Annotated in this window: 24 protein-coding genes; 12 read left to right on the forward strand and 12 right to left on the reverse strand. The window is 39.7% G+C overall.

The window, feature by feature from the left end; genetic code table 11:
* Positions 1 to 101 precede the first annotated feature (101 nt).
* Both FMM05_RS05580 and FMM05_RS05585 read left to right on the forward strand, forming a co-directional pair.
* Entirely contained in the window at positions 102 to 629 is a 528-nt protein-coding gene (locus tag FMM05_RS05580; RefSeq protein ID WP_143372357.1) for a DUF7935 family protein, read from the forward strand.
* 392 nt (positions 630 to 1,021) lie between these two features.
* Entirely contained in the window at positions 1,022 to 1,624 is a 603-nt protein-coding gene (locus tag FMM05_RS05585) for a hypothetical protein (protein WP_143372358.1), read from the forward strand.
* A gap of 257 nt (positions 1,625 to 1,881) precedes the next feature.
* Here FMM05_RS05585 and FMM05_RS05590 read toward each other — a convergent pair whose 3' ends face one another.
* From FMM05_RS05590 to FMM05_RS05610, 5 genes are all read right to left on the reverse strand, one after another.
* On the reverse strand, positions 1,882 to 4,524 hold the full coding sequence (locus FMM05_RS05590) for a DNA gyrase/topoisomerase IV subunit A (protein WP_143372359.1): 2,643 nt from the start codon (positions 4,522 to 4,524) through the stop codon (positions 1,882 to 1,884).
* Positions 4,525 to 4,631: 107 nt separating this feature from the next.
* On the reverse strand, positions 4,632 to 6,485 hold the full coding sequence (locus tag FMM05_RS05595; protein WP_143372360.1) for a DNA topoisomerase IV subunit B: 1,854 nt from the start codon (positions 6,483 to 6,485) through the stop codon (positions 4,632 to 4,634).
* A 116-nt stretch (positions 6,486 to 6,601) separates the two neighbouring features.
* A complete protein-coding gene (locus tag FMM05_RS05600) occupies positions 6,602 to 7,573 on the reverse strand; it encodes a transglutaminase domain-containing protein (protein WP_143372361.1) in 972 nt (323 codons plus the stop codon).
* Between the two features lie 119 nt (positions 7,574 to 7,692).
* Complete coding sequence (locus FMM05_RS05605; RefSeq protein ID WP_143372362.1) at positions 7,693 to 8,379, reverse strand: TIGR02117 family protein; 687 nt, start codon at positions 8,377 to 8,379, stop codon at positions 7,693 to 7,695.
* Entirely contained in the window at positions 8,363 to 8,902 is a 540-nt protein-coding gene (locus FMM05_RS05610) for an NADPH-dependent FMN reductase (RefSeq protein ID WP_143372363.1), read from the reverse strand. The genes FMM05_RS05605 and FMM05_RS05610 overlap by 17 nt, the downstream gene beginning before the upstream one ends.
* A gap of 132 nt (positions 8,903 to 9,034) precedes the next feature.
* Here FMM05_RS05610 and FMM05_RS05615 point away from each other — a divergent pair, with 132 nt between their 5' ends.
* From FMM05_RS05615 to FMM05_RS05625, 3 genes are read left to right on the forward strand one after another with little or no spacing between them, the layout of a single operon-like run.
* Complete coding sequence (locus FMM05_RS05615; RefSeq protein WP_143372364.1) at positions 9,035 to 9,481, forward strand: GNAT family N-acetyltransferase; 447 nt, start codon at positions 9,035 to 9,037, stop codon at positions 9,479 to 9,481.
* A 52-nt stretch (positions 9,482 to 9,533) separates the two neighbouring features.
* Positions 9,534 to 9,857 carry a nucleotidyltransferase family protein gene (locus tag FMM05_RS05620; RefSeq protein ID WP_143372365.1) on the forward strand — a complete coding sequence of 108 codons (324 nt, stop codon included), beginning with the start codon at positions 9,534 to 9,536 and terminating at the stop codon, positions 9,855 to 9,857.
* A complete protein-coding gene (locus FMM05_RS05625; RefSeq protein ID WP_143372366.1) occupies positions 9,838 to 10,173 on the forward strand; it encodes a HepT-like ribonuclease domain-containing protein in 336 nt (111 codons plus the stop codon). Before FMM05_RS05620 ends, FMM05_RS05625 begins: the two co-directional genes overlap by 20 nt.
* A gap of 67 nt (positions 10,174 to 10,240) precedes the next feature.
* Here the strand turns inward: FMM05_RS05625 and ychF are convergent, their stop codons facing one another.
* Positions 10,241 to 11,335, reverse strand: a complete 1,095-nt coding sequence (ychF, locus tag FMM05_RS05630; protein ID WP_143372367.1) for a redox-regulated ATPase YchF — start codon at positions 11,333 to 11,335, stop codon at positions 10,241 to 10,243.
* A gap of 216 nt (positions 11,336 to 11,551) precedes the next feature.
* On the opposite strand from ychF, the gene FMM05_RS05635 reads away from it, so the two are divergent.
* A complete protein-coding gene (locus FMM05_RS05635) occupies positions 11,552 to 12,088 on the forward strand; it encodes a hypothetical protein (protein ID WP_143372368.1) in 537 nt (178 codons plus the stop codon).
* A gap of 154 nt (positions 12,089 to 12,242) precedes the next feature.
* Here FMM05_RS05635 and FMM05_RS05640 read toward each other — a convergent pair whose 3' ends face one another.
* Entirely contained in the window at positions 12,243 to 12,596 is a 354-nt protein-coding gene (locus FMM05_RS05640) for a 4Fe-4S dicluster domain-containing protein (RefSeq protein ID WP_143372369.1), read from the reverse strand.
* 69 nt (positions 12,597 to 12,665) lie between these two features.
* Between FMM05_RS05640 and FMM05_RS05645 the strand changes: the two genes are divergently transcribed.
* The 3 genes from FMM05_RS05645 to FMM05_RS05655 all read left to right on the forward strand — a co-directional run bounded on the left by FMM05_RS05645 (position 12,666) and on the right by FMM05_RS05655 (position 15,926).
* Positions 12,666 to 13,724 (forward strand): acyl-CoA reductase, encoded by a 1,059-nt coding sequence (locus FMM05_RS05645; RefSeq protein ID WP_143372370.1) that lies wholly within the window; start codon positions 12,666 to 12,668, stop codon positions 13,722 to 13,724.
* Between the two features lie 86 nt (positions 13,725 to 13,810).
* Positions 13,811 to 14,881 carry a 3-phosphoserine/phosphohydroxythreonine transaminase gene (gene serC, locus FMM05_RS05650; protein WP_143372371.1) on the forward strand — a complete coding sequence of 357 codons (1,071 nt, stop codon included), beginning with the start codon at positions 13,811 to 13,813 and terminating at the stop codon, positions 14,879 to 14,881.
* A 79-nt stretch (positions 14,882 to 14,960) separates the two neighbouring features.
* On the forward strand, positions 14,961 to 15,926 hold the full coding sequence (locus FMM05_RS05655; protein ID WP_143372372.1) for a D-2-hydroxyacid dehydrogenase: 966 nt from the start codon (positions 14,961 to 14,963) through the stop codon (positions 15,924 to 15,926).
* 243 nt (positions 15,927 to 16,169) lie between these two features.
* Here FMM05_RS05655 and FMM05_RS05660 read toward each other — a convergent pair whose 3' ends face one another.
* The 4 genes from FMM05_RS05660 to aroC all read right to left on the reverse strand — a co-directional run bounded on the left by FMM05_RS05660 (position 16,170) and on the right by aroC (position 20,388).
* The gene (locus tag FMM05_RS05660; RefSeq protein WP_185965514.1) at positions 16,170 to 17,039 is read right to left on the reverse strand and encodes a T9SS type A sorting domain-containing protein; all 870 of its coding nucleotides are present in this window, start codon (positions 17,037 to 17,039) and stop codon (positions 16,170 to 16,172) included.
* A 122-nt stretch (positions 17,040 to 17,161) separates the two neighbouring features.
* Positions 17,162 to 18,070 (reverse strand): T9SS-dependent choice-of-anchor J family protein, encoded by a 909-nt coding sequence (locus FMM05_RS05665; protein WP_143372374.1) that lies wholly within the window; start codon positions 18,068 to 18,070, stop codon positions 17,162 to 17,164.
* A 120-nt stretch (positions 18,071 to 18,190) separates the two neighbouring features.
* Positions 18,191 to 19,129 carry a T9SS-dependent choice-of-anchor J family protein gene (locus FMM05_RS05670; RefSeq protein WP_143372375.1) on the reverse strand — a complete coding sequence of 313 codons (939 nt, stop codon included), beginning with the start codon at positions 19,127 to 19,129 and terminating at the stop codon, positions 18,191 to 18,193.
* Positions 19,130 to 19,338: 209 nt separating this feature from the next.
* Positions 19,339 to 20,388 carry a chorismate synthase gene (gene aroC, locus FMM05_RS05675; RefSeq protein ID WP_143372376.1) on the reverse strand — a complete coding sequence of 350 codons (1,050 nt, stop codon included), beginning with the start codon at positions 20,386 to 20,388 and terminating at the stop codon, positions 19,339 to 19,341.
* A gap of 152 nt (positions 20,389 to 20,540) precedes the next feature.
* Here aroC and FMM05_RS05680 point away from each other — a divergent pair, with 152 nt between their 5' ends.
* The 3 genes from FMM05_RS05680 (at position 20,541) to FMM05_RS05690 (ending at position 22,847) form a co-directional block, all read left to right on the forward strand.
* Entirely contained in the window at positions 20,541 to 21,398 is an 858-nt protein-coding gene (locus FMM05_RS05680; protein WP_143372377.1) for a UDP-2,3-diacylglucosamine diphosphatase, read from the forward strand.
* A 55-nt stretch (positions 21,399 to 21,453) separates the two neighbouring features.
* A complete protein-coding gene (locus FMM05_RS05685; protein WP_143372378.1) occupies positions 21,454 to 22,248 on the forward strand; it encodes a hypothetical protein in 795 nt (264 codons plus the stop codon).
* A gap of 104 nt (positions 22,249 to 22,352) precedes the next feature.
* Entirely contained in the window at positions 22,353 to 22,847 is a 495-nt protein-coding gene (locus FMM05_RS05690; protein ID WP_143372379.1) for a porin family protein, read from the forward strand.
* Between the two features lie 300 nt (positions 22,848 to 23,147).
* Here the strand turns inward: FMM05_RS05690 and ettA are convergent, their stop codons facing one another.
* Positions 23,148 to 24,842 carry an energy-dependent translational throttle protein EttA gene (gene ettA, locus FMM05_RS05695; protein WP_143372380.1) on the reverse strand — a complete coding sequence of 565 codons (1,695 nt, stop codon included), beginning with the start codon at positions 24,840 to 24,842 and terminating at the stop codon, positions 23,148 to 23,150.
* Positions 24,843 to 24,859 lie beyond the last annotated feature (17 nt).

Raw genomic sequence — 24,859 nt, forward strand, 5'->3', positions numbered from 1 at the left:
GGCAACTGCAAATTATAACTTATTTCGTTATTTTCGCTTTTCACAATTATATAAGCCTAATTTACGTTACCATTACTAACCTTAACTGTTTAACTATATTTATGAATACTACCCGACTTATAGAGCTTATCCTGTATATTGTTCCTGCCGCTATTACCGGCCTTGTGGCGTACTATTTTTTTAAAATGCATACCGATAATGAGGAAGGCCGCCGCCGTTATGTAATACACAAAGAAGCCCAAAAAACAGCATTGCCGCTTCGCCTGCAGGCTTACGAAAGGCTTATTTTGTTCCTGGAGCGTATTAACCCTGCAAAACTACTGGTGCGTATTTCGCCGCAATCATCTAACAAGCATGATTATGAAGAGTACATAATTGGCCAGATAGAGCAGGAATTTGAGCACAACCTTACACAGCAAATTTACATTTCGGCAGAATGCTGGGATATTATTACTACTGCCAAGAACGCCACCATACAAACCATTCGTAAAACCAACATGAGCGAGCGTGTAGATACAGCCAACAAACTGCGCGAGGTGATGCTAACCGACCTGTTTGATAAGCAAAGCCCAAGCAGCGTAGCCATTGCCTACCTTAAAAACGAGGTATCAGGCCTTTGGACAGATTAAATTATATAGTCAGATTTAATTGGATTACATATAAAAAAGCATCTTCATGGATGCTTTTTTGCATTTTGGGTTACGCCTACATACAAGCAATTTGTATTTGTGTAATTTATTACAATGTAGATAAATCTGGGTTTCATGATAATGATTATATATAAGATAATAATTCAGATTGCTTCGTCGTTCCTCCTCAAAGACGGTGCGTGAAAAATGGAACCTGCAATACCCATTACCGTCTTCGCGAGCGTAGTATAACGAAGCGCGGCAATCTATTCTCGTCTGTAATAAAGCATGAGGAAGCCTCTGAACGAATTAATCAGACTGTAAAATTTTAAATATATGGCATCTTAACGGATGCCTTTTTTTATTTATGTTTGTTTATGAAAACTTGCCTTATGAAAAACATATTACTTCTTTGCCTCTTGCTTGTCGGAACACATACCGCTTTAGCCCAAAAAACATTTAACAGCAAAGCATATGGTTTTTCTATCCTGAAACCGGAGCGCTGGATTGAAATAACATCTGAAAGTATCCAGAAAAACCTTGAAAAAGCAGGTGCAGGCCAGAAAAAACTGGATGAGCTTTTAAAACAGGAAAAAAATGGCGTATTGGTTACATCCTACTACAAGTATCCCATTAAGGCACATAAAGGCATTATCCCAACAGTAAAAGTTACATTGCGCACTAACCCTTTTACAAATTTTGAAGCTTTTAAAGCGGCTGTAACCAATACATCCGACCTTAAAAAAATGTTTCCCGACCTTGAAATTATAGATGCCCCTCAGGTTGTAACCGTAGGCGGCGTTAAGGGGCTTTATTTTTCGTGCAAATTTACCCTCGACCTTAAAAACGGAACGGTTATGAAGATAAGGAGCCGATCGTATTCTTTACCTTATAAGAACAAATTTTACCAGATCAACTTACAAGACGGGCAAACCGAAGAAGATTGTACAGCCCTGTTTAATGCATTAATTAAGAGCATTAAAATAGGATTTTAATTAGCAACAGCATTACAGAGGCTTACTATCTATTGAATGAAAATAGTTGCTAAATTTACTTTTCAATCAATCGTAAGCCATGAAAAATCCTATCTACACTGTTCCCGTTCATTATTGCCACTATATTTTTTTTCCCTACTGCAATGATATTATTGGCAAATGGCAATTAGGTTATTAGAAGATAAAAATTTTAAATATAACGTATCTTTGTAAACTGCCCCAAAAAGTTAGATACTATTTAGGGCAGGTGCTTTATGTTACTCTAAACTCAGGGTTATCTGTCCGTCATCATCAAGGTTTATATCATTATCATCCGTAATATCCGTTTCGCCCCTAACTTCCATCTCCTCCGGAATTTCTTCCACAGGCGGATCGTAAGGCAAGGGTTCTAACAGGCTTATTTGTTTTAGCTTATCGGCAGTTAACACATTACCAATTGCTTTTATGCCTTTTACGGCAATAAAATTCTCCAAGTCAACCGTAAGGTTTTCTTTCTGGATGCCTTTTACCTTAGCAAAAACCACTTCGGCCAAAGGCCTGTAATCGGTAGATACTATTTCCAGCTGCGATTTAGGATGCTCTGTAATAAAGGTTTCCTCTTTATTTTCATTCTCAACCAAAAATCGTTTTATAAAATAACGTTCTTTCTCACCATCAAAATAAATGGCCGAAATGGGCTTTTTAGGCACCCATTTTTCCAACACAATCATGCCCTCATCAAAATGCGTTGTAAGTTCCGGTATAATGGTTTTAACCTTGCCACTCTGGTTGATAATAAGCAGCCTGTCGTTAGGGCGGAATTCACCCAGCAGCTCTCCCCTGCCATCAACATTAAGGCGGTGTACGGTATCATCAAACCAAACCCTTCGCGGTTTTAAGGTAGAGATACCCTTTTCCTTAAGCTCAATTTTCTTGATGGGATATTTGCTTACCGTATTACCACGGGAAGCACGCCCTTTAATGGCTATGGTAGAGAAATCAAGGTCGAATTTAAGCTTCTTAACGCTGCCTACCTGGCGCAATAATACAGTAACCACTTCGGCTTCACCATTAGGGTTATCCGAAAAATAAAGTACCATAGAGTTGGCGGTACCGGCAGAAAGATCGTACACCTTATCGCGTGTTACTCCCGACACATTAAATCGCTTAACATACGATGGCCCCGACTTGCCGTCGCGATAGATCATGTTGTATATAGTGCGCTTATCGTTCTTATCAAACACCGCAACGTGTATAATATCTTTACCCACAAAGGTTTTTACATCTACTTTAGTGATCATCATGCTGCCATTACGTAAAAATACGATAACATCATCAATATCACTACAGTCGGCAACGTACTCGTCTTTTTTAAGGCCGGTACCCACAAAGCCCTCTTCTTTATTTACGTAAAGTTTGGTGTTACGCAATACCACCTTGGTAGCCTCGATAGTATCAAAGCTACGTAACTCGGTTTTACGTTCACGGCCTTTACCGTAACGGTCTTTAAGTCCCTGAAAATAAGTAATGGTAAAATCTATAATGTGCTCCAGGTGGTGTTTAACCTGCTCTATCTCGCCTTCCAGCGCCTCGATTTTTTCCTGTGCTTTGTCAATATCAAATTTTGAGATACGCTTAATCCTGATCTCTGTAAGGCGTACTATGTCCTCCTCTGTAACAGCACGTTTTAAATGACCGGTAAAAGGCTTAAGGCCTTCGTCTATGGCTTTGATAACGCCTTCCCATGTTTCTTCTTCCTCAATAGCGCGGTATACGCGGTTTTCGATAAATATACGCTCCAGTGACTGAAAATGCCAGCTTTCTTCTAACTCATCTAATTGGATTTCGAGCTCGCGCTTAAGTAAATCGACCGTGCGGTGGGTAGATATCTTAAGCATGTGCGATACCCCCACGAACAACGGTTTATGGTCTTCGATAACGCAGCCCAGCGGCGCTACCGATGTTTCGCAGGCAGTAAAGGCAAATAGTGCATCGATGGTTTTATCCGGAGATACGCCCGGCGGCAGGTGAATCAAGATCTCAACCTCGGCTGCCGTGTTATCTTCTATTTTTTTAACCTTTATCTTACCTTTCTCGTTCGCTTTAAGTATACTGTCTATTAAGGTTGTAGTATTTGTACTAAAAGGTATTTGGGTAATAACAAGGGTACTTTTATCTAACTGTGCAATTTTAGCACGCACACGCACACGGCCCCCACGGGCACCATCATTATAGGCATTAACATCAGCAATACCCGCCGTAGGAAAGTCAGGATATATGGTAAATGGCTTGCCCTTTAATATTTTTATGGACGCATCTATAAGCTCGTTAAAATTATGCGGAAGCACCTTGGTAGATAAACCCACGGCAATACCCTCGGCACCCTGAGCTAATAGCAACGGGAACTTTACAGGCAGGTTTATAGGCTCATTTCTACGTCCATCATATGATGATTGCCAAGGCGTTATCTTAGGGCTATAAAGTACCTCTAACGCAAATTTAGAAAGGCGCGCCTCTATATAACGCGACGCCGCAGCGCCATCGCCGGTAAGTATGTTACCCCAGTTACCCTGAGTATCTATAAGCAGTTCTTTCTGGCCTATTTGCACCATTGCATCGCCAATACTGGCATCGCCGTGCGGGTGGTACTGCATGGTATGCCCCACTACATTGGCAACCTTGTTGTAGCGGCCATCGTCAAGTTCCTTAAGCGAGTGCATAATCCTGCGCTGCACGGGCTTAAACCCATCCTCTATGGCAGGTACGGCACGCTCAAGGATAACGTAAGAAGCATAATCCAGAAACCACTCTTTGTACATACCGGTTACTTTGGTAATAACATCGCCCGACTCTGAACTACTGTCTTCTCTATTGTAAAAATGTTCTCCTTCTTTTAAAGGCTCTAAATTGTCTTCGCTCATTTATTTCTTTCAAACGGTATTTGAAATATTTTTATTCCTTTTTGTGAAGACGCATTCTATGCGCCTCTACTGCCTGCCAACTGCCACTGAAAACTGATTGCTTTCTCCTATTCCCCAACAACATCAAGTTCTACTTTAAGGTTATTGATAATAAACTCCTGCCTGTCGGGCGTGTTCTTGCCCATGTAAAATTCTAACAGGGTTTGGATTGATGTGGCATTATCCAGCAAAACCGGGTCAAGCCTTATGTCTTGCCCAATAAAGTGTTTAAACTCATCGGGAGATATCTCTCCCAAACCTTTAAATCGGGTTATCTCGGGCTTTCCTTTTAGTTTTTCTATGGCAGCACGACGCTCATCGTCGCTGTAGCAGTAAATAGTTTCTTTTTTATTACGCACACGGAAAAGCGGTGTCTGTAAAATGTACAAATGGTTCTCTTTTATCAGCTCCGGAAAGAACTGTAAAAAGAAGGTTATCAACAGCAGGCGGATGTGCATACCATCTACGTCGGCATCCGTTGCAATTACAATGTTGTTGTAACGCAGGTTCTCCATTTCTTCTTCAATATCCAATGCAGCCTGCAGAAGATTAAACTCCTCGTTTTCGTACACGATCTTTTTGGTCATACCGTACGAGTTTAGCGGCTTACCCCTAAGGCTGAAAACCGCCTGGGTGTTAACATCCCTCGATTTGGTAATAGACCCCGAAGCCGAATCCCCCTCAGTGATGAACATGGTACTTTCTAAACTGCGCGGATTTTTAGAGTCGGTTAAGTGCACGCGGCAATCGCGCAGTTTTTTGTTGTGAAGGCTGGCTTTTTTAGCCCTGTCTTTTGCTAATTTACGAATACCACTAAGCTCTTTACGCTCGCGTTCGGCCTGTAGTATTTTTTTAAGTAATGCATCGGCCGTTTCCGGGTTGCGGTGCAAAAAGTTATCGAGCTTGTTCTTTACAAAGTCGTTTACAAAGGTTCGTACCGATGGTGCTTCCGGCCCCATATCGGTAGAGCCCAGCTTGGTTTTGGTTTGCGACTCAAATACAGGCTCCTCCACCTTAACGCTTATAGCACTCACGATAGATTTACGAATGTCTGACGCTTCAAAACTCTTGTTGTAAAACTCTTTTATAGTGCGCACAATAGCCTCCCTGAAGGCACCTAAGTGCGTACCGCCCTGCGTAGTATTTTGCCCATTTACAAACGAATAATACTCTTCGCTGTACTGGGTTTTACTGTGTGTCATGGCAATCTCGATATCTTCATCTTTAAGATGGATGATATCATAAATACGGTCATCCTCGGCAATGGTTTCGCCAAGGAGGTCTTTTAGCCCGTTTTCGCTAAAGTATTTTTCGCCATTGTAAATTATTGTAAGCCCTGTATTTAGGTAACAATAATTTTTAAGCATTTTTATAATGTACTCGTTACGGTACTTGTAATTCTTAAAAATGGTTTCATCTGCGGTAAAGGTCACCTTGGTACCCTTACGCTTGGTAGTTTCTACAACCGCCTCCTCTATGGTAAGGTTACCCGCAGAGAATTCGGCAGCCTTTAGCTGGTTATCCCTAACCGACTCTACCCTGAAATAATTAGACAAGGCATTAACCGCCTTGGTACCTACACCGTTTAGGCCGACCGATTTTTTAAATGCTTTTGAGTCGTACTTACCACCAGTGTTCATTTTAGAAACCACATCGATAACTTTGCCCAGCGGAATACCACGGCCAAAATCGCGTACACTAACGGTTTTGTCTTTAAGCGTAACCTCTATTGTTTTACCGGTGCCCATAACAAACTCATCTATAGAGTTGTCTATCACCTCTTTAATTAATATGTAAATACCATCATCCGGAGACGACCCATCGCCCAGCTTACCAATGTACATACCGGGGCGCATACGGATATGCTCCTTCCAGTCGAGCGAACGTATGTTGTCTTCGGTATACAAATTTTCCTCGGCCATAAAATTTTGTGGATTTTCTGCTAATATAGCGCAAATGCAGAAAAAATGAAAGCCGGAAGCAAAGAAAATTTTTAATTTTCCTTAACATTCCGGCTCCTGATTTTTAGAAAGAACGGTTACTTGTTTATCCTGTAACCCGCAACTGATTTTTGGTTGATGTAAATGGTTAGCGTACCGGCAATGTTGGCCTGCACAGGCACATCAAACTCAGCAATACCGCCATTTGTAGTATAGTTTACCTCTTTAATTATCCTGTCTTTGCTAAAAGCGTAATGTACTTTATCGCCTGCTTTCAGGTTTTTGATCTTAAACGGGATAACACTTGTTTTTTGATTGCTGAACGAGCCCATATCCGGGCTTGTAAAGGTGTAGCCATCCATAAGATAATTACCGTAATATAGCGGCAGGTTAGCAAAATCCTGCTCCGTCTTATTGGTTAACAGCCATTTTTTATCATCAGGGAAATGGTTCAGGAAGAACACATTAGGCTCGGCAAAGAAATAGCCGTCGTTAAACTTAAATTCAAAAGCAGGCTTCTCCCCTGTTACAACGCCCGATGCCCAGGTGGTATCCAGCAGTTTCCATTCGCCATTTACTTTTACGGCATTCCAAGCGTGGTCGTTAGCGCCGGGTGCCTTGCCAATGTGCGCCGGGTGCGATTTTGATGTTCCCGGAACGATAACCGCCTCCAAGCCGGCTTTCTCGGCCACCACGGCAAATAGCGTGGAGTATCCCTCACAAACCCCTTTTTTAGACTTTAGCGTCTTGATAGCGAGATCTTCCTTAAACTTTTTTTGTTGTGCCAGTTTTTCTTCCTGCGTGCGGAAACTATATGCCACAGGGCGCTCATTAACGCCATAAGCCGCAAGGTCGTAGCGTACGTTAATGGCAATCCAGGTAAATATGGCGCGTGCCTTATCGGCATCCGTTTTAAAGTCGGCTTTAACCTGATTAGCAAATTTATCGGTATCAGAAAATACTTTGGGGTAGGCTTTAACGGTATTGTCTACTTTTGCAAAATCCTGGGCATGTACCATGCCTGAAATGAGCAAAAGTGTTATATAAATGAGTTTAGATATCTTTTTCATGCCCTACAATATTCAAATATCTTGCCAAAAAAAAAAGTGGCTAAGTTGCAAAGTAGCTAAGTTGCAGAGTACCTTATAAGTTTTAAACTTTGAAACTTAGCTCTTTGCAACTATGTAACTTACTCGCGATAATGCGTAAATATATCCCCTTCATAGGGTGTCCATAATGCAGCCTTTTGGTGGGCTGATTTTAGGGCATTGTTAGCCCAGGTATTGCAGGTGTAAAACAGGCTGTACTTGCGGTTGGCTTCGTAAAAAGCATCGTACTTGCCATAGCTTTGGTTAGCTATCCAGAGTACTTTTTTACCTTCATCATATTGAAAGCTTTCGCTAATGTACTTTACCAAATCCTGGTAGTCTTTTTGAGTTATCATAATCTTAACACACTCATTATCTTCCTTAACCGTTTTATAAAACTTGGTGTGCATGGCCGATGTACCCAAATAAAAAGCCGCTTTAAATGCCGTGCTGGCCTTAAGGTCGCTCCACTCAGGCGTATCAAGGTAAAAGCCCTTGTCTCCCCAGCCAAATGCCATATAGGTGGCAACACTATCCTTCGCTTTGGTTTGTGTGTACAGGATATCTTTGGTCCAGTCTTTTATATTATTTTTGATAGGAACCATAATATCGGTATGCACCCCGTTAGAGTTGATGTAAATAGCTACATCCCCACCCTTTTCGGGCTTGGTATTTACAGGGATATGCGAAAGTATAAGAACCGCTAATAAGTAAACTACGATAAATGCGAAAATGGCCAGTACAAACTTGCCTATAAATTTTAGAACACGCTTAAGCTTTTTGCCCATAATCAAAATTGGTTATAATTTGTTGTAACGCATCATCATACTCTTTATTGGATATTTTACCGGCCGATTTATCAAAATTTTCTTCGAAGCTGGGTAGCGAGAAGGTTGCACGTATGTTGCCTCCGTACCATGCAAGGCTAATTTTAGCTGCTTCGAGTGCATTTTTACCGCCGTGCTTGCCCGGGGAAGTAGACATTAATAACAATGGCTTATTATCGTACACCAGCTTTTTTTGGCGTGATGCCCAATCGTAAATATTTTTAAAGGCAGCGGTTAGCCCAGCATTATGTTCGGCAACAGAGATTACCAGAATATCAGCACCTTCTATCTTATCTAAAAAAGTACGGGCAACGGGCGGCTGGCCAATAAGCTTTTCCCTATCTACACTAAATAGTGGAAGCTCGTAATCGTTAAGGTCGAGTATCTCGGTTTCCACATCATTAAAAAGGCTGGCGGCATAGGTTGCCAGTTGTTTGTTTATAGAGTGTTTGCTGCTGCTTCCGGCAAAGGCTAATAGTTTCATAGTGTTTATTTGATATTGTTAGGCTAATGTAAGAAAAAGTGAGTTATTACACTACAGTAACTTTTACTTGTTAGCAATGTGAATTTTCTTATTTTCGTACAGATTACAACTTATCAAATAATCAATATAGATATGATAATTCGTGAGGCACTTGTAAGCGACATAAAACAAATTCAGAAAGTTAGAAATTCTGTTATAGAAAACCCGCTCTCAAACCCGGACCTTGTAACCGACCAGGATTGTGAGGAATTTATGACCGTAAGAGGGAAAGGCTGGGTTTGTGAAATTGACGGAAAAATTGTTGGCTTTTCTATTGCCGACCTTAAAGATAACAACATTTGGGCATTGTTTGTCCAGCCCGGATTTGACAAACAAGGCATTGGCCGGAAATTGCACGATGTAATGCTTAACTGGTATTTTAGCCAAACAAAAAATACTGTATGGTTGGGTACTGCGCCCGGTACAAGGGCCGAACTTTTTTACAGAAAATCTGGCTGGATAGAAATTGGCATGCACGGTAAAGGCGAAATAAAATTTGAAATGACTTTTGATAATTGGGCCAATATTTATACGCAGTAAGAATAATTATAAAAAATATTTAATATTGGGCTAAACTTCATAAATTTGAAGCATGGCATTACCAATAGAAATAGAGAGCAAAAAAAATAAACTGACTGAACTTTGTGAAAAATACAGAGTAATCAGGCTTTTTGTATTTGGTTCTTTATCTGATGGAAGTTTTAATTCTGAAAAAAGCGATGTAGACCTTTTAGCAGAATTAGAAGAAGAAAATCCGGTTAAAAAAGGCGAGAATATTATGATGTTGTGGGCAGACCTTGAAAAATTGTTTTCCCGAAAAGTAGATTTACTTACATCTGCCAAAATGCGTAATCCATATCTTCAAAAACAAATAGACAGCACTAAACAACTTATTTATGACAGAAAGAGCTCGTAAATATTTGTTTGATATATTGTTTGCAACAGATATGATAGAAGATTTTTTAAAATCTACCACTACTTTTTTTGAATATGAAAATGATTTAAAGACTAAAAGCGCTGTAGAAAGGCAATTAGGAATAATTGGCGAGGCTGTAAATAAATTCGAGAAAGAACAAACAGGTTACCAACTATCCTATTCAAGAGAAATTGTAAACTTTAGAAACCGTTTAATTCATGCTTATGATAGTATTGATGATTCTGTTGTTTGGGCAATAAAAACAAATCATTTACCATTATTAAGGGTTGAAATAGAGAAGCTTTCTCAGCAATAAAAAAAACCTGCCGGATATTTTCCAACAGGTTTCATCTAAATACTAAGATCTTAATACTCAATACTATTTACACGTTAAACCTAAAGTGCATAACGTCACCATCTTTAACAATGTATTCTTTACCTTCTACTTTAAGTTTACCGGCTTCTTTAACTTTAGCTTCGGTACCATAAGTAACGTAGTCTTCATACGCTATAACTTCGGCACGGATGAACCCTTTTTCAAAATCAGTATGGATAACACCCGCAGCCTGTGGCCCGGTATCGCCAACGTTTATGGTCCATGCCCTTACCTCTTTAACACCGGCGGTAAAGTAGGTTTGTAAGTTTAATAATTTATAAGCCGCACGAATAAGGGCAGACGATCCCGGTTCTTTAAGGCCAAGATCTTCCAGGAACATCTGGCGCTCTTCATACGTTTCTAATTCAGTAATATCAGCCTCTGTACCTACAGCAAGGAACATTACCTCTGCATTTTCGTCTTTAACCAGTTCGCGCACCTGCTCTACATAAGCATTACCTGTTGCTGCAGCACCTTCGTCTACATTACAAACGTAAAGTACCGGTTTGGTTGTTATTAATTGAAAACTCTCCAGTAGCTCTACTTCGTCGGCGTTTTGAGGTATAACTGTACGTGCCGATTTTGCCTGTAGCAACGTTTCGCGAATCCTGTCAAGCAGGGCTTCTTCGGCCTGGGCTTCTTTATTACCTGTTTTAGCAGCACGGCGCACTTTTTCAAGGCGTTTTTCTACCGTTTCAAGGTCTTTTAGCTGAAGCTCTATATCTATGGTTTCTTTATCGCGTATAGGGTTTACATTGCCATCTACGTGAATAATATTATCGTTATCAAAACAGCGCAACACGTGTATAATCGCGTTACACTCCCTTATGTTACCAAGAAACTGGTTACCAAGGCCCTCGCCTTTGCTGGCGCCTTTTACAAGACCGGCAATATCTACAATATCAACAGTTGCAGGCTGTACACGCTCAGGGTTTACCAGTTCTTCCAGTTTTTGAAGCCTTGGATCGGGAACGTTTACCACGCCTATATTAGGTTCTATGGTACAAAACGGAAAGTTAGCACTCTGTGCCTTAGCGTTAGACAAACAATTAAAAAGTGTTGATTTACCCACGTTAGGCAATCCTACTATACCTGCTTTCATGTATATACTGTTTTTTGAGGGTGCAAATATAACTATTTAAAGTTAAAAAGTTGCAAGTTGTAAAGTTGTAAAGTAACATAACTATGCTGTAATATTTTAAGTTGCAACTTTCAAACATTTAACAAGTTGACTTTTACCATTACTTTATGTTTTTGTAAGAAGTTATTTAACATTACGCTGGTACCTTTGTAGTATAAATGATTAAATAACAACACAATGAAAAATTTCGCGATCACAATACTACTTGCTGTTGGGCTAAGCGCCACTGCGCAGGTTAATAAAAATGTTACCAACGAAACCACAACTACAACCGTTACGGTTAACGATGGTACAGGTACCCCTAAAAAGTTGGTTAAAACCAAAAATACCCAAGCTGTTAGCGAACTGGAACTTAAAGATGCCGAATCTAAAAAGCTAAATAAAGAGGCTTATGAGACTGCTCCTCAGGTACAATCTTCTACATCGGTAGTGAGGGATGAAGGTTTTAATGCCAGAATTGGCCAAATAAGCAATTACCAGATGGGCGGTAAAGATTATATTTTTGTTACCGATAAAGGTGGATATAGAATTACCACACCTGATAATGTAGAATACGCCAAGTTAAGAAGAACGCGCAACAACCAGTACATCTACCGATCTAACACAGTTACTTCTTTAGGATATTTTAATAACGAAGGAAATTTTGTTGTAGAAACATACGATGATAAAACCGATGGTGTTACAGTTGAGACCTTCACTAAAGTTCAAAAATAAGTTGAGTTAAGATTGCTATGAACAAAAAATCCTGAAGTGTAGTGCCTTCAGGATTTTTTTATGCTTTTAATTATCTCAAATTTTAATAGAGTGATATAAAAATTATAAATCGAACAATCTAAAATCAAATCATCCAACATCTAAAATCTGAAATTTATTCATCTCCGTGTAAAAATGCCTGGCGGTTAAGCAGGGTTTCTTCACTTTCTACATGGTTATCATCGGGCACGCAGCAGTCTACCGGGCAAACGGCAGCACATTGCGGCTCATCATGAAAACCTTTGCATTCGGTACACTTATCGGGCACTATATAATATATATCGTCAGATATCGGGTTAAAAGGCGCATCAGCATCCACTTCTTCCCCGCTTGGCAGTACAATCTTTCCTCTCAATTTAGTACCGTCTTTGTACCTCCAGTCATCCGCACCTTCATAAATAGCGGTGTTTGGGCACTCGGGCTCGCAGGCCCCGCAGTTTATACATTCGTCTGTTATAATGATTGCCATAGCTTTGTTTAGTATTAATACGTAAATTTGCAGCAAAATTACGTCCAAATCCATTCATAAACAAACATAATGACGTTAACAGAAACAAAAAAAGCGTTTACAGAGCTGGGTAAATTCCTATCGCAGTTTGCCTTAGAGGCCAATGCCCAGAAAGAGAACGTACTTTATAACGACCTGTTTTACAACGATTTTATAGCTTTAATAGAATTATCGCAGTCGCACAACCGCTGGTTTACACAAGAACAGGTGTATTTTGCAGTGCAGCAATGGGCAAATGCGCTAACCGAAGAAAACCTTGACAACTGGCTTACTAAATACGACCTTAACAGCGTAACACCTAAAACAGTAGCCCTAATACTTGCAGGCAACATACCTTTAGTTGGCTTTCATGATTTTTTATCGGTAATTGTTTCCGGACATAATGCGCTGGTAAAATTGTCATCTAACGATAAATACCTGCTGCCGTTTTTAGGCAAGTACCTTGTTGCTGTAGAGCCTGCCCTTGCCAACCGTATTACCTTTACCGAAGAAAAACTTGAAAACTTTGATGCGGTTATTGCCACCGGCAGTAACAACACGGCACGTTATTTTGAGTATTATTTTAAAGATAAGCCATCCATCATCCGTAAAAACCGAAACTCGGTTGCGGTGCTTACCGGCAATGAGACTAAAGACGAGTTGGTTGCCCTGGGCGAAGATATTTTTAGGTATTTTGGGCTTGGCTGCCGCAACGTTTCTAAACTTTTTGTACCTGCGGCTTACGACTTTACTGCGTTTTTTGAAGCGATGTACGAGTACCGTGATGTAATTCATTATGAAAAGTATGCCAATAATTACGACTATAACAAGGCGGTTTTTTTAATGAGTAATTTTAAGATACTGGATAACGAGTTCCTTACCGTTAAAGAAGATACGAGCTACGCCTCCCCTATTTCGAGCATCTTTTACGAATATTATAATGATATAAACAACGTTTTGCAGCGTTTAGAGGCCGAACACGAACAAATTCAGTGCGTTGTAGGCAACAGTGCCCTGCCAAATGCCATTCCTTTTGGGATAACACAGCAGCCGGGCCTGTCAGATTATGCAGATAATGTTGATACAATTTCCTTTTTATTAAAAATTTAGTCGATTTTTTTGCAAAATAAATTGCTGATATTCATTCTATAATTAAGAAATTTGCGTCACTTTTTAAGCAACAACAACACAACACAATGAAAAAACACAACTTTAGCGCAGGCCCATCAATCCTGCCTCAGGAAGTATTCGAAAAATCGGCACAGGCCATCTTAGATTTTAATGGCTCAGGCCTTTCGTTATTAGAAATTTCACACCGTAGTAAAGACTTTGTTGCCGTAATGGATGAGGCAAGGGCTTTAGTATTAGAGCTTATGAACCTTACAGGCAAAGGGTACCAGGCTATATTTTTAGGCGGCGGCGCCAGCCTTGAGTTTGCAAGGATACCATACAACGTATTAAAAGAAGGCGGTAAGGCTGCCTACCTTGATACCGGTACATGGGCTGCGGCGGCCATAAAGGAAGCTAAATTTTTTGGGGAGACCGAAGTTGTAGCATCTTCTAAAGCAGATAACTACTCGTATATTCCTAAAGATTATACCGTTCCTGCCGATGCTGATTATTTTCACTGCACCAGCAACAACACCATATTTGGTACACAAATGCAACAATTTCCTGATGTAAATGTGCCTTTGGTTTGCGACATGAGTTCGGATATTTTTTCGCGTGAGCTTGATTTCTCAAAATTTGGGATCATTTATGCCGGTGCTCAAAAAAATATGGGGCCTGCAGGCGCTACCCTTATTGTAATTAAAGAAGAGCTGCTGGGCAAAACCGGCAGGGCTATACCCTCTATGCTGGATTACAAACAGCACATAGATAAAGAGAGCATGTATAACACGCCACCGGTTTTTGCAGTCTACACCTCGTATCTTACCCTGCTATGGCTTAAAAACAACGGCGGTATTGCTGCTGCCGAAGCTAAGAACAACGCGAAGGCCGAACTGCTTTATAATGAGATAGACCGTAACCCCTTGTTTGTGGGTACTGCCAATACAGAAGACCGCTCTAAAATGAATGTGTGCTTTTTACTTAAAGACGAAGCCCACACAGAGCAGTTTGATAAATTGTGGAAAAGCAAAGGCATAAGTGGCCTGCCGGGCCATAGGTCGGTTGGTGGGTACCGTGCCTCTATTTACAACGCCATGCCTTTAGAGAGCGTACAGGTACTTGTAGATGCTATGCAGGAGTTAGAGAAGTCTGTTTAAAATTGTTTCAAGTTTAAAGTTACAGGTTGCCACTGTTGGGATAAATCTGAAATCTAAAATCATAAATCTAAAATATCACATGAAAATATTAGCAAACGATGGTATCTCTAAAAGTGGGGTTATTGCCCTTGAGGATGCCGGTTTTGAAGTTATTACAACAAAAGTAGCCCAGGAACAGGTGGCTAACTATATAAATACTAATGATGTTGCCGTGCTTTTGGTGCGCAGTGCCACTAAAGTGCGCCAGGACATTATAGATGCCTGCCCGGGTCTTAAGATTATTGGCCGTGGTGGTGTTGGTATGGATAATATAGATGTTGACTATGCCCGCGAAAAAGGCATTCACGTTATAAACACCCCGGCATCATCGTCAGATTCGGTTGCCGAGCTGGTTTTTGCGCACCTGTTTAGCGGTGTACGATTTTTGTACGATGCTAACCGTAATATGCCGCTTGAGGGCGACACCAATTTTGAAGGCCTTAAGAAAGCCTATGCTAACGGTATTGAGCTTAGGGGTAAAACCCTTGGTATTATCGGCTTTGGCCGTATAGGGCGCTCTGTAGCGCGTGTAGCCTTAGGTTTAGGTATGCGTGTTATTGCTGCCGATAAGTTTGTAGGAAGTGCCGAAATTCGTGTTGACTTTTACAACGGCCAGTTTATTAACGTAGACATTGTTACTGAGCCTCTTGAAGATATATTTAAGCACTCCGATTTTATTACCCTACACGTACCTGCACAAGATGGCGGTTATGTAATTGGCAAAGAACAGTTTGAGCAACTTAAAGACGGTGTGGGTATTGTAAATGCTTCCCGTGGTGGTGTTATAGACGAGGTTGCCCTTATTGATGCCTTAGACAGCGGCAAGGTTGCCTTTGCAGGCCTTGATGTATTTGAAGACGAGCCTAAACCGGCTATACAAGTACTGATGCACCCTAAAGTATCGCTTACCCCACATATTGGCGCTGCTACACTTGAGGCGCAGGACCGAATTGGTACCGAGCTTGCCGAACAGATTTCGAGCTTGCTTAAAACACAGAATTCTTAATAGGGAATTTAGACATAAAATGACAAAGGCATCCGAATTACGGATGCCTTTTTTAATGCTTTTATATTTTATTTGTAGCGTGAAATATTTTAGCAGAATTTAGTGCGTTTTTTATCGGATCTCAGAGTCCGAAAGTGAAATATCACTGTTAAAATTGCTAAATTTTGCCGATACACAAACTTGTAGAATAAAAAAGGCTGTCTAAAAATTAGACAGCCTTCTATAAAAGTTTTAAACTAATAATTAGTTTTTAACGATTTTTTGAGTTGTAGTACCTTTGTCAGAAGCGATAGTCATAACGTAAACACCAGAAGCAAGATCTGATACATTTACCTGAGCTTCAGCAACACCAGCAAATTTAACTGATTTTACAGTACGGCCGTTGATATCAACGATAGCAACATTGTTTACAAGAGCATCAGCACCGTTTACAGTTACAACATTTGTAGCAGGGTTAGGGTAAACTGATAATTTAGAAGCAGTTACATCTTTAAGACCAGCCGTTTCCTGAGTTGTAAAAGTTGCATCATCTATAAATAAATAGGCTAACCCATCAGTATCGCGGTGCCTGATAATAACCGAAATAGTTTGACCGGCAAAATCTGTCAGATCAAAATTTTCTACCGTAGATGGATTTGCAGCAGTGCCTGAAGCTATTGGTGTTTTAGCATCTAAAACCTCCATAATCTCTCCTATAGTTGTCTCATCAGTAAAATCAGCAACGTCCTCTGCTGTTAAAACATAAATTTCGTAAGGAGCTACAGCGCCATCCTCAACATCAGCAGACCCCATCCTTAGGCTAAACGTGGCGGTTACATCAGTTGGAATTTCTACTTCAGGTGTCCAAATAGCATTGTCAGTATCTGGTGCCGGCACAGCAGCATTATTCGCTACCGTAAAGTTACCAGACCCAGCTACTTTACCAGTAAAACCAAGAGCAGTAATACCTGTACTTGAATTGTATAAACCAAATGTACTTTCGTCACCATCAAAGTCAAGTACCGACCAACCTGTAGGTGTACCCTCAAAGTCTTGAGACAAAATAACATCTTGTGCATTAACTGTAAAATAAGACCCCATTAAAAATGCGGCCAATAGTAAATTTTTTTTCATTGTATTAGTTTTTAATTTGCCCAAATTTATAAATAAAAATGTAACAAACATCAACTTTAAAATATTTATGACAAAAAAAAACAGGCATTACTGCCTGTTTAATATAAAATATTGAAAATAAATTAGTTCTTAACAATTTTCTTGCTAATTGTACCTTTATGAGATGAGATATTCATAATATAAACACCAGCTGCAAGGTTAGAAATGTTGATTTGTGCAGATGCAACACCATCAAAAGATTTAGAGTTAACTGTACGTCCGTTGATATCTACAATAGATACATTGCTCACAAGGATGTTTTCAGCATTGTTAATGTTGATAACATTTGTAGCAGGATTTGGAGATACCGAGAATTTAGATGCAAGAACATCTTTAACACTTACAGTACCCGTAGTACTTACAGCAAAATCATCAACTAAAAGAGCAAAAGCATCTGCTGTTACATAGTTAATTGCTATATAAACTTGTTCACCAGAATAATCATCAAGGTTAAAAGTAAATTGAGTCCATTCACCTGCAGGAACTTCAGTATAATCATCACCTGAAATAATTGTAAAATCTTCAGAATCTTCATTACCTGTTGTTGATACAGCAATATTTATACGCTCTAATCCCCAAGTATCTGTTATAGACTTAGCCCAAAAAGTTACTGTGTTACCCGTAGAACCTAATGTTATTTGAGGTGTTACAAACCAATCATCATTGAGTCCGTCTGTAGCAGCAAAAAAGTTTAGTGATTTGTTACCAGAGTAAGGAGCCCAGTTATCTTCTAATGCAGGTTCAGTAGCTGATGGGTTGAAAATAATTGCAGTACCGGTATATCCTGAATTATCAAAGATATATGATACGTTATCTTCATTTTCAATTCCGTAAGTAGCAGAACCATCATTGTCGATTTGAGTCCAATCACCTATTGGATCGATAATGAAATCTTCATAACTATCAAAGTTATCCGAAAATAATGTTGTTTGAGCGTTTGTAGTAAATACAGCCCCCATTAAAAAGGCTGCTAAAAGTAGATTTTTTTTCATTTTATTTAGTTTTAATTTGTCAAATTTATGAAAACATACTCATTAAAAACAAAAAATTAAGATATAAAGCAAAAAAAAACAGGCATTAGCGCCTGTTTTATATAAAGTACTAAGTACCAATTAGTTCTTAATAATCTTTTTAGTAATTACTCCTTTGTCAGACGCAATATTCATCATATAAACACCAGCTGCAAGGTTAGAAATGTTAATTTGAGCAGAAGCTACACCATCAAAAGATTTAGAGTTAACTGTACGTCCGTTGATATCAACGATAGATACATTGTTAACAAGTATATTTTCAGCATTGTTGATGTTGATTACATTTGTAGCTGGGTTAGGAGACACAGAGAATTTAGATGCAAGTACATCTTTAACGCTTACAGTTCCTGTTGTAGTTACAGAAAAATCATCAACCATAAACATATAATGGTCTACACCTACATTATGTATACCTATTCTTACCGATTGAGCATCATAGTCACTTGGTATTGCAATGGTAACCGCTTCCCACTCACCAAATGGAGCTTCTTCAGTATCTCTTATTATTTCAAAATCACCTGCATCTGGTGTGCCAGGGCCGGCATAAATACCAACATTGTACTCCTCAAGGCCGTAAGAATCAGACAATGATTTTACATAAAAAGTTACAGTATTACCCGTGGAGCCAAGAGTGATAGCAGGGCTTATTAACCAATCATCATTACCCTCTGAAGCAGATGCCGGAACAGCGGCCCAGGATGCTGCATATTTTGAGCCTGTTCTAGGCGCAAAATCCCTGCTCTCTTCAGAACCATCTTCACCTTCAACTGCGTCACTAACTTCAGCAGCTTCAGGGTTAAAAATAATGTAAGCCTGCGGTACAGCTCTATTTTCCCAGTTAAATTCACCACCGCCTGAATAAACATCCAATCCATCATTATCAACTGTAATCCAATCTCCGAAACCTTCGATCAGGAAGTCATCATATGTTTCAAAGCTATCGGTAAATAATGTTGTTTGAGCATTAGCAGTAAAATAAGACCCCATTAATAAAGAGGCTAAAAGTAGATTTTTTTTCATGATGATATAAATTAAGTTTTTCCAAAAATAAAAATTAAAGCTTTATAAATAAAGCAGTTTTAGTAAATTTTAAGAAAATATTATCATTTAATTTTGGAATTATTGTTTATCCGCTAATTTTAATTTAAAAATAAACAATTTACTTTATGAATAGTCTTCGTTAAGTTATACAATTACAGTTAATTACAAAGTAAACAATTTAATAACTATTATTTAATCAGGAAAAAATCAGCCAGCACAAGCGCTGCCATAGCCTCTACAATTGGCACTGCACGGGGTACAACGCACGGGTCATGCCTGCCCCTGCCCTGCATTTCTACAATTTCTCCGGCATTATTTATAGTTTCCTGCGTTTGCATTATGGTAGCTACAGGCTTAAAAGCAACCCTAAAATAAATATCCATACCGTTGCTTATTCCACCCTGTATACCACCAGAAAGATTTGTTTTTGTAGAGCCATCGGCGTTAAATGCGTCGTTATGCTCGCTGCCTTTCATTTTTGCGCCACAAAAACCGCTGCCATACTCAAACCCTTTTACGGCGTTAATAGACAGCATAGCTTTGCCCAGTTCGGCATGCAGTTTATCAAATACCGGCTCTCCAAGGCCTGCTGGTACGTTTTTTATAACGCAGGTAACGGTACCACCTACAGTATCGCCCTGCTTGCGTATCTCTTTAATGTAATCTTCCATTTTTGCAGCCGTTGCAGCATCAGGGCAGCGCACTGCATTACTTTCTATAAGCGAAAAATCAAGATCCTGGTACGGCTTATCGATAAAAATATCTCCAACAGATGATGTAAACGCATTTATAGTAACCTGCGGCAATACCTGGCGGGCAATAGCACCGCCCACTACCCTGCTTATAGTTTCGCGTGCAGAACTCCTGCCCCCGCCCCTATAGTCACGTATGCCATACTTAACATCATAGGTGTAATCTGCGTGCGATGGGCGGTATACGTCTTTTATATGCGAATAATCGTCAGATTTTTGGTTGGTATTAGGCACAATAAAACCTATGGGCGCACCTGTGGTTTTGCCCTCAAAAATACCCGACAGGAACTGTACTTCATCCGGCTCTTTGCGCTGCGTTACAATTGCCGATTGCCCGGGCTTACGCCTGTTAAGCTCGTATTGTATAGCATCAAAATCAAGTTGAATATTAGGTGGGCAGCCATCTATAACACCGCCTATGGCCGGCCCGTGCGATTCGCCAAAGGTGGTTAAAGTAAATTTGCGTCCGTAAGTATTTCCTGCCATGCTATGTGTTTTTAACAAATATACTCCGTAAAAATGTACTATTAAAAAGGCAAAGCGCTAAATTTAATATTTAACGGTTATTGTAAACATTTTATTAACCCTCCCTTAAATTTCTACTTATATATATAGGTTTATTTTGCAGAAAACATCTTATGAAAAAAAGGATAGTAGACCTTGTAGTACTTTCTGATGTTCATTTGGGTACCTACGGCTGCCATGCTAAAGAACTTTTAGCCTATCTCTCTGCAATTAAGCCTAAAATCCTTGTCCTTAATGGCGATATTATAGATATATGGCAATTCAGGAAATCCTATTTCCCTAAGTCACATTTAAAAGTGGTTAAAAAAATGCTTGATTTTGCTGCAAAGGGCACTAAGGTATACTACATTACCGGCAACCATGACGAGATGCTACGTAAATTTAGCGACACCTCTATGGGAAATTTTTCTATAGTAGATAAAGTGGTATTGGAACTTGACGGTAAAAAAGCATGGTTTTTTCACGGTGATATTTTTGATAACTCTGTACACCATGCTAAGTGGATCGCTAAACTGGGCGGTATAGGTTATGACTACCTTATATTATTAAACCGTTTTATAAATTACATATTAGTAAAATTGGGCCGCGAACCTTACTCCCTTTCTAAAAAAATTAAGGCGAGTGTTAAAAAAGCTGTTAAGTTTATATCTGACTTTGAAACTACTGCTGCCGATCTTGCTATTGAAAATAACTACGACTACGTAATATGTGGCCATATTCATGAGCCGAAATTAGAGGTAAAAGAAAACAAAAAAGGTAAAGTTACCTACCTTAACTCCGGCGACTGGATAGAAAACCTAACGGCTCTTGAATACAATAAAAAGAGCTGGAAACTTTACCGACACGACGATACCTTAAAAGTTGAAGAAGAAGAAACGTTTAACTTGGATACTGCCCTTATAGGCGAATCGTTAAAAAATGCCTTAATGGGCGAACAGCTTGTTGCTACGTTGATTTTTAACGGAAAATAAGGTACTTTAAAAATGTTGAGTTATATTAGCAACCTAACTTAAACTAACTCAACACATGAAGAAAGCTTTTTACCTATTATTAGCGGTCAGTACTTTTATGGTTTCGTGTTCTGATGACGACAGTGGTAACAACCCTGCAGCATCTGCCGATGTTTATTTACCTTTAAATACAGGTAATTATTGGGTATATGATGTTCCCGGTTCATTTCAAACAGGCAGGGACTCGCTATATGTAGCAAACGATACTGTAATAAGCGGCACAACGTATACAAAATTTAAAACAGGGTCGTTAGCATACGGATTTTTCTCGGCAGCGTTATCTGCTAACGGCGGTGTTCGTAACGATGGAGGCAAGCTAATGCTTACGGGCACTACAGCAGTTAACTTTATTGAAGAGTTCCCAATAAATATTCCGGTAACTAACCTTGTAATACTTGATGCAGGTGCATCGGTAAATAGCGAGCTGGGCAATGTCAGCGGCAGTTTTGAACAGGTATATAATGAGTTACCACTTACTTTTACTTACTCACTTGCTACAACTGCAAAAGAAAATCTTGAAAGTTATACAATAGGTGGAGAAACCTATACCGATGTTAAACGAGTGGAAACAAAACTAAACCTTTCTATAGGTGTAAGTTTTGAGGGTTCTACCATAACATTGCTACCTGCACAGGACGTTGCGATATCATCGCAATACTACGCTAAAGACATTGGTATGGTGCATGTAAACACAACATTTCAATATCAGGTGTCGGCACTATTTGCCAGCCAGTTTACAAGTATGTTTGGCCTGCCATCATCGGGTACACAAACACAGCAGGAAATATTAGATACCTACAGTGTGCAGTAATATTTTTAACAAAATGATAACTGTTAAAAGTTTAACATAATGATATTCCTACAAAAAAGTTGCTTATATCTTTGCTTCAATAAAACAACTAAAGTAACACCATTATGAAAAAACTTATTTTATCTGCTTTTCTGCTAATAGGATTAGCATTTAGCTCACAGGCACAGGAAAGAAATGCATTAGGACTACGTCTTGGAGACAACGACGGTTTTGGTGGAGAGCTTTCTTACCAACGTAAATTTTCATCTGACAACAGGCTTGAGCTTGACTTAGGATGGCGTCAGTCTAACGATTATGATGCTTTTAAACTTGCTGCCCTATACCAATGGGTTTGGAATATTGAAGGCGGTTTTAACTGGTATGCAGGTGTAGGTGGCGGTGTTGGTACATGGAGCTACGATTACAAAGGCCCGGGCGATTTTGATGGCGATGATAATGGTACATTCTTATTTGCAGCAGGTGATTTAGGTATTGAATATAATTTTGATATTCCATTACAACTATCATTAGATTTTAGGCCGGAGCTTTATTTTAACGACGATTACAGGGGTGATAACTTCGGCCCAGATATCGCGTTAGGTATACGTTTCCGCTTCTAAAAAGATATTGAACATACAAAATATTAACCCCGCATTGCGGGGTTTTATTTTTTAAATCGGTTACATTTTTGTTTTAGTAAGCAGTAAGGATAGATAGAAAAGCATATACAGAATTTACAGGCCCTGGAAAGTGTAAAAGATTTTAGCTTGAATGGGATATATTTGAGGCCAATACCCTGCAATGGCTTTGGTGGATGATACCGCTTAATTTACTCCTACAAGCTTTATTTGTATATCTTAAATTATAATATAAATGCTTATAAAAATCAAAATCCCACGCAATGCGTGGGATTTTAGTATTTAGTTTCTTATAAGTTTTTTATACTTAATGCGCTTAGGCGTTAAATCACCACCAAGGCGTTTCTTCTTATTTTCTTCATATTCAGAGAAGCTTCCTTCAAAAAAGTAAACTTCAGAGTTTCCTTCAAAAGCAAGTATGTGGGTACAAACCCTATCCAGGAACCACCTGTCGTGAGATATTACTACTGCGCAGCCTGCAAAGTTATCCAAACCTTCTTCAAGTGCTCGCAGAGTATTAATATCAAGGTCGTTAGTAGGCTCATCCAGTAGTAATACGTTACCTTCTTCTTTCAGCGTTATGGCTAAGTGAAGCCTGTTACGCTCACCACCCGATAGTGTAGCCACCTTTTTATTCTGGTCGCTGCCGCTAAAGTTAAAACGGCTAAGGTATGCGCGGGAGTTAACCTGCCTGCCACCCATCATGATAAGCTCCTGACCATCACAGAAGTTTTCCCAAATGGTTTTTTCAGGGTCGATGTTAGAGTGGCTTTGATCTACATAGGCAATCTTAACGGTTTCACCCACAGCAAATTCACCTTTATCCGGCGTTTGCTCACCCATGATCATTTTAAAGATGGTAGTTTTACCGGCACCGTTTGGCCCGATTATACCTACTATACCTGCCTGGGGAAGCGTAAAGTTAAGGTCTTCATACAATAGCCTGTCGCCAAAACCTTTAGCAACGCCTTTGGCCTCAATTACATTAGTACCAAGCCTTGGCCCGTTAGGTATGTAAATTTCCAGTTTTTCGTCAAGTTCTTTCTGGTCTTCGTTTAATAACCTATCATAGTTTTGTAAACGCGCTTTTTGTTTGGTCTGGCGGCCTTTAGCCCCTTGCCTAACCCAGTCAAGCTCGCGCTCTAATGTTTTACGGCGCTTAGAAGCTGTTTTCTCTTCCTGCTCCATACGCTTAGATTTCTGGTCAAGCCATGAAGAGTAGTTACCTTTCCACGGAATACCTTCTCCCCTGTCTAATTCAAGGATCCAGCCTGCAACGTTATCAAGAAAATAACGGTCGTGGGTTACGGCTATTACGGTACCTGCGTAGTGCTGTAAATGCTGTTCTAACCACAGTACACTTTCCGCATCAAGGTGGTTGGTAGGCTCATCCAATAGCAATACATCCGGCTGTTGCAAAAGCAGGCGGCATAAAGCCACACGCCTTTTCTCTCCACCCGAAAGCACATTTATAGGGGTATCCGGCTCTGGTGTTCGTAGCGCATCCATTGCGATTTCCAGCTTAGTATCAAGCTCCCAAGCGCCCGATGCATCTATCTGGTCCTGAAGCACCGCCTGGCGGTCCATTAGTTTTTCCATCTTATCGGCATCTTCATACACCTCAGGATCGCCAAAGCTGTCGTTTATTTTATTGAATTCTTCCAAAAGCGCAACTGTCTCAGCCACACCTTCGCGCACTATTTCAATTACAGTTTTAGTTTCATCTAAAATAGGGTCCTGTTCAAGGTAGCCCACTGTATAGCCCGGTGCAAAAACCACATCGCCCTGGTAGTTTTTATCCTGCCCGGCAATTATTTTTAACAATGATGATTTACCCGAACCATTTAAACCAAGAATACCAATTTTAGCTCCGTAAAAAAAGCTAAGGTAAATATCCTTTAGTACCGGTTTGTTAGCGCCGGGATAAGTTTTACCCAGCTTAGACATTGAAAATATTACTTTCTTATCGTCTGACATTTCTTAATATTTATATT

It is taken from the genome of Flavobacterium zepuense (assembly GCF_007097145.1).
Taxonomy (GTDB): Bacteria; Bacteroidota; Bacteroidia; order Flavobacteriales; family Flavobacteriaceae; genus Flavobacterium; species Flavobacterium zepuense.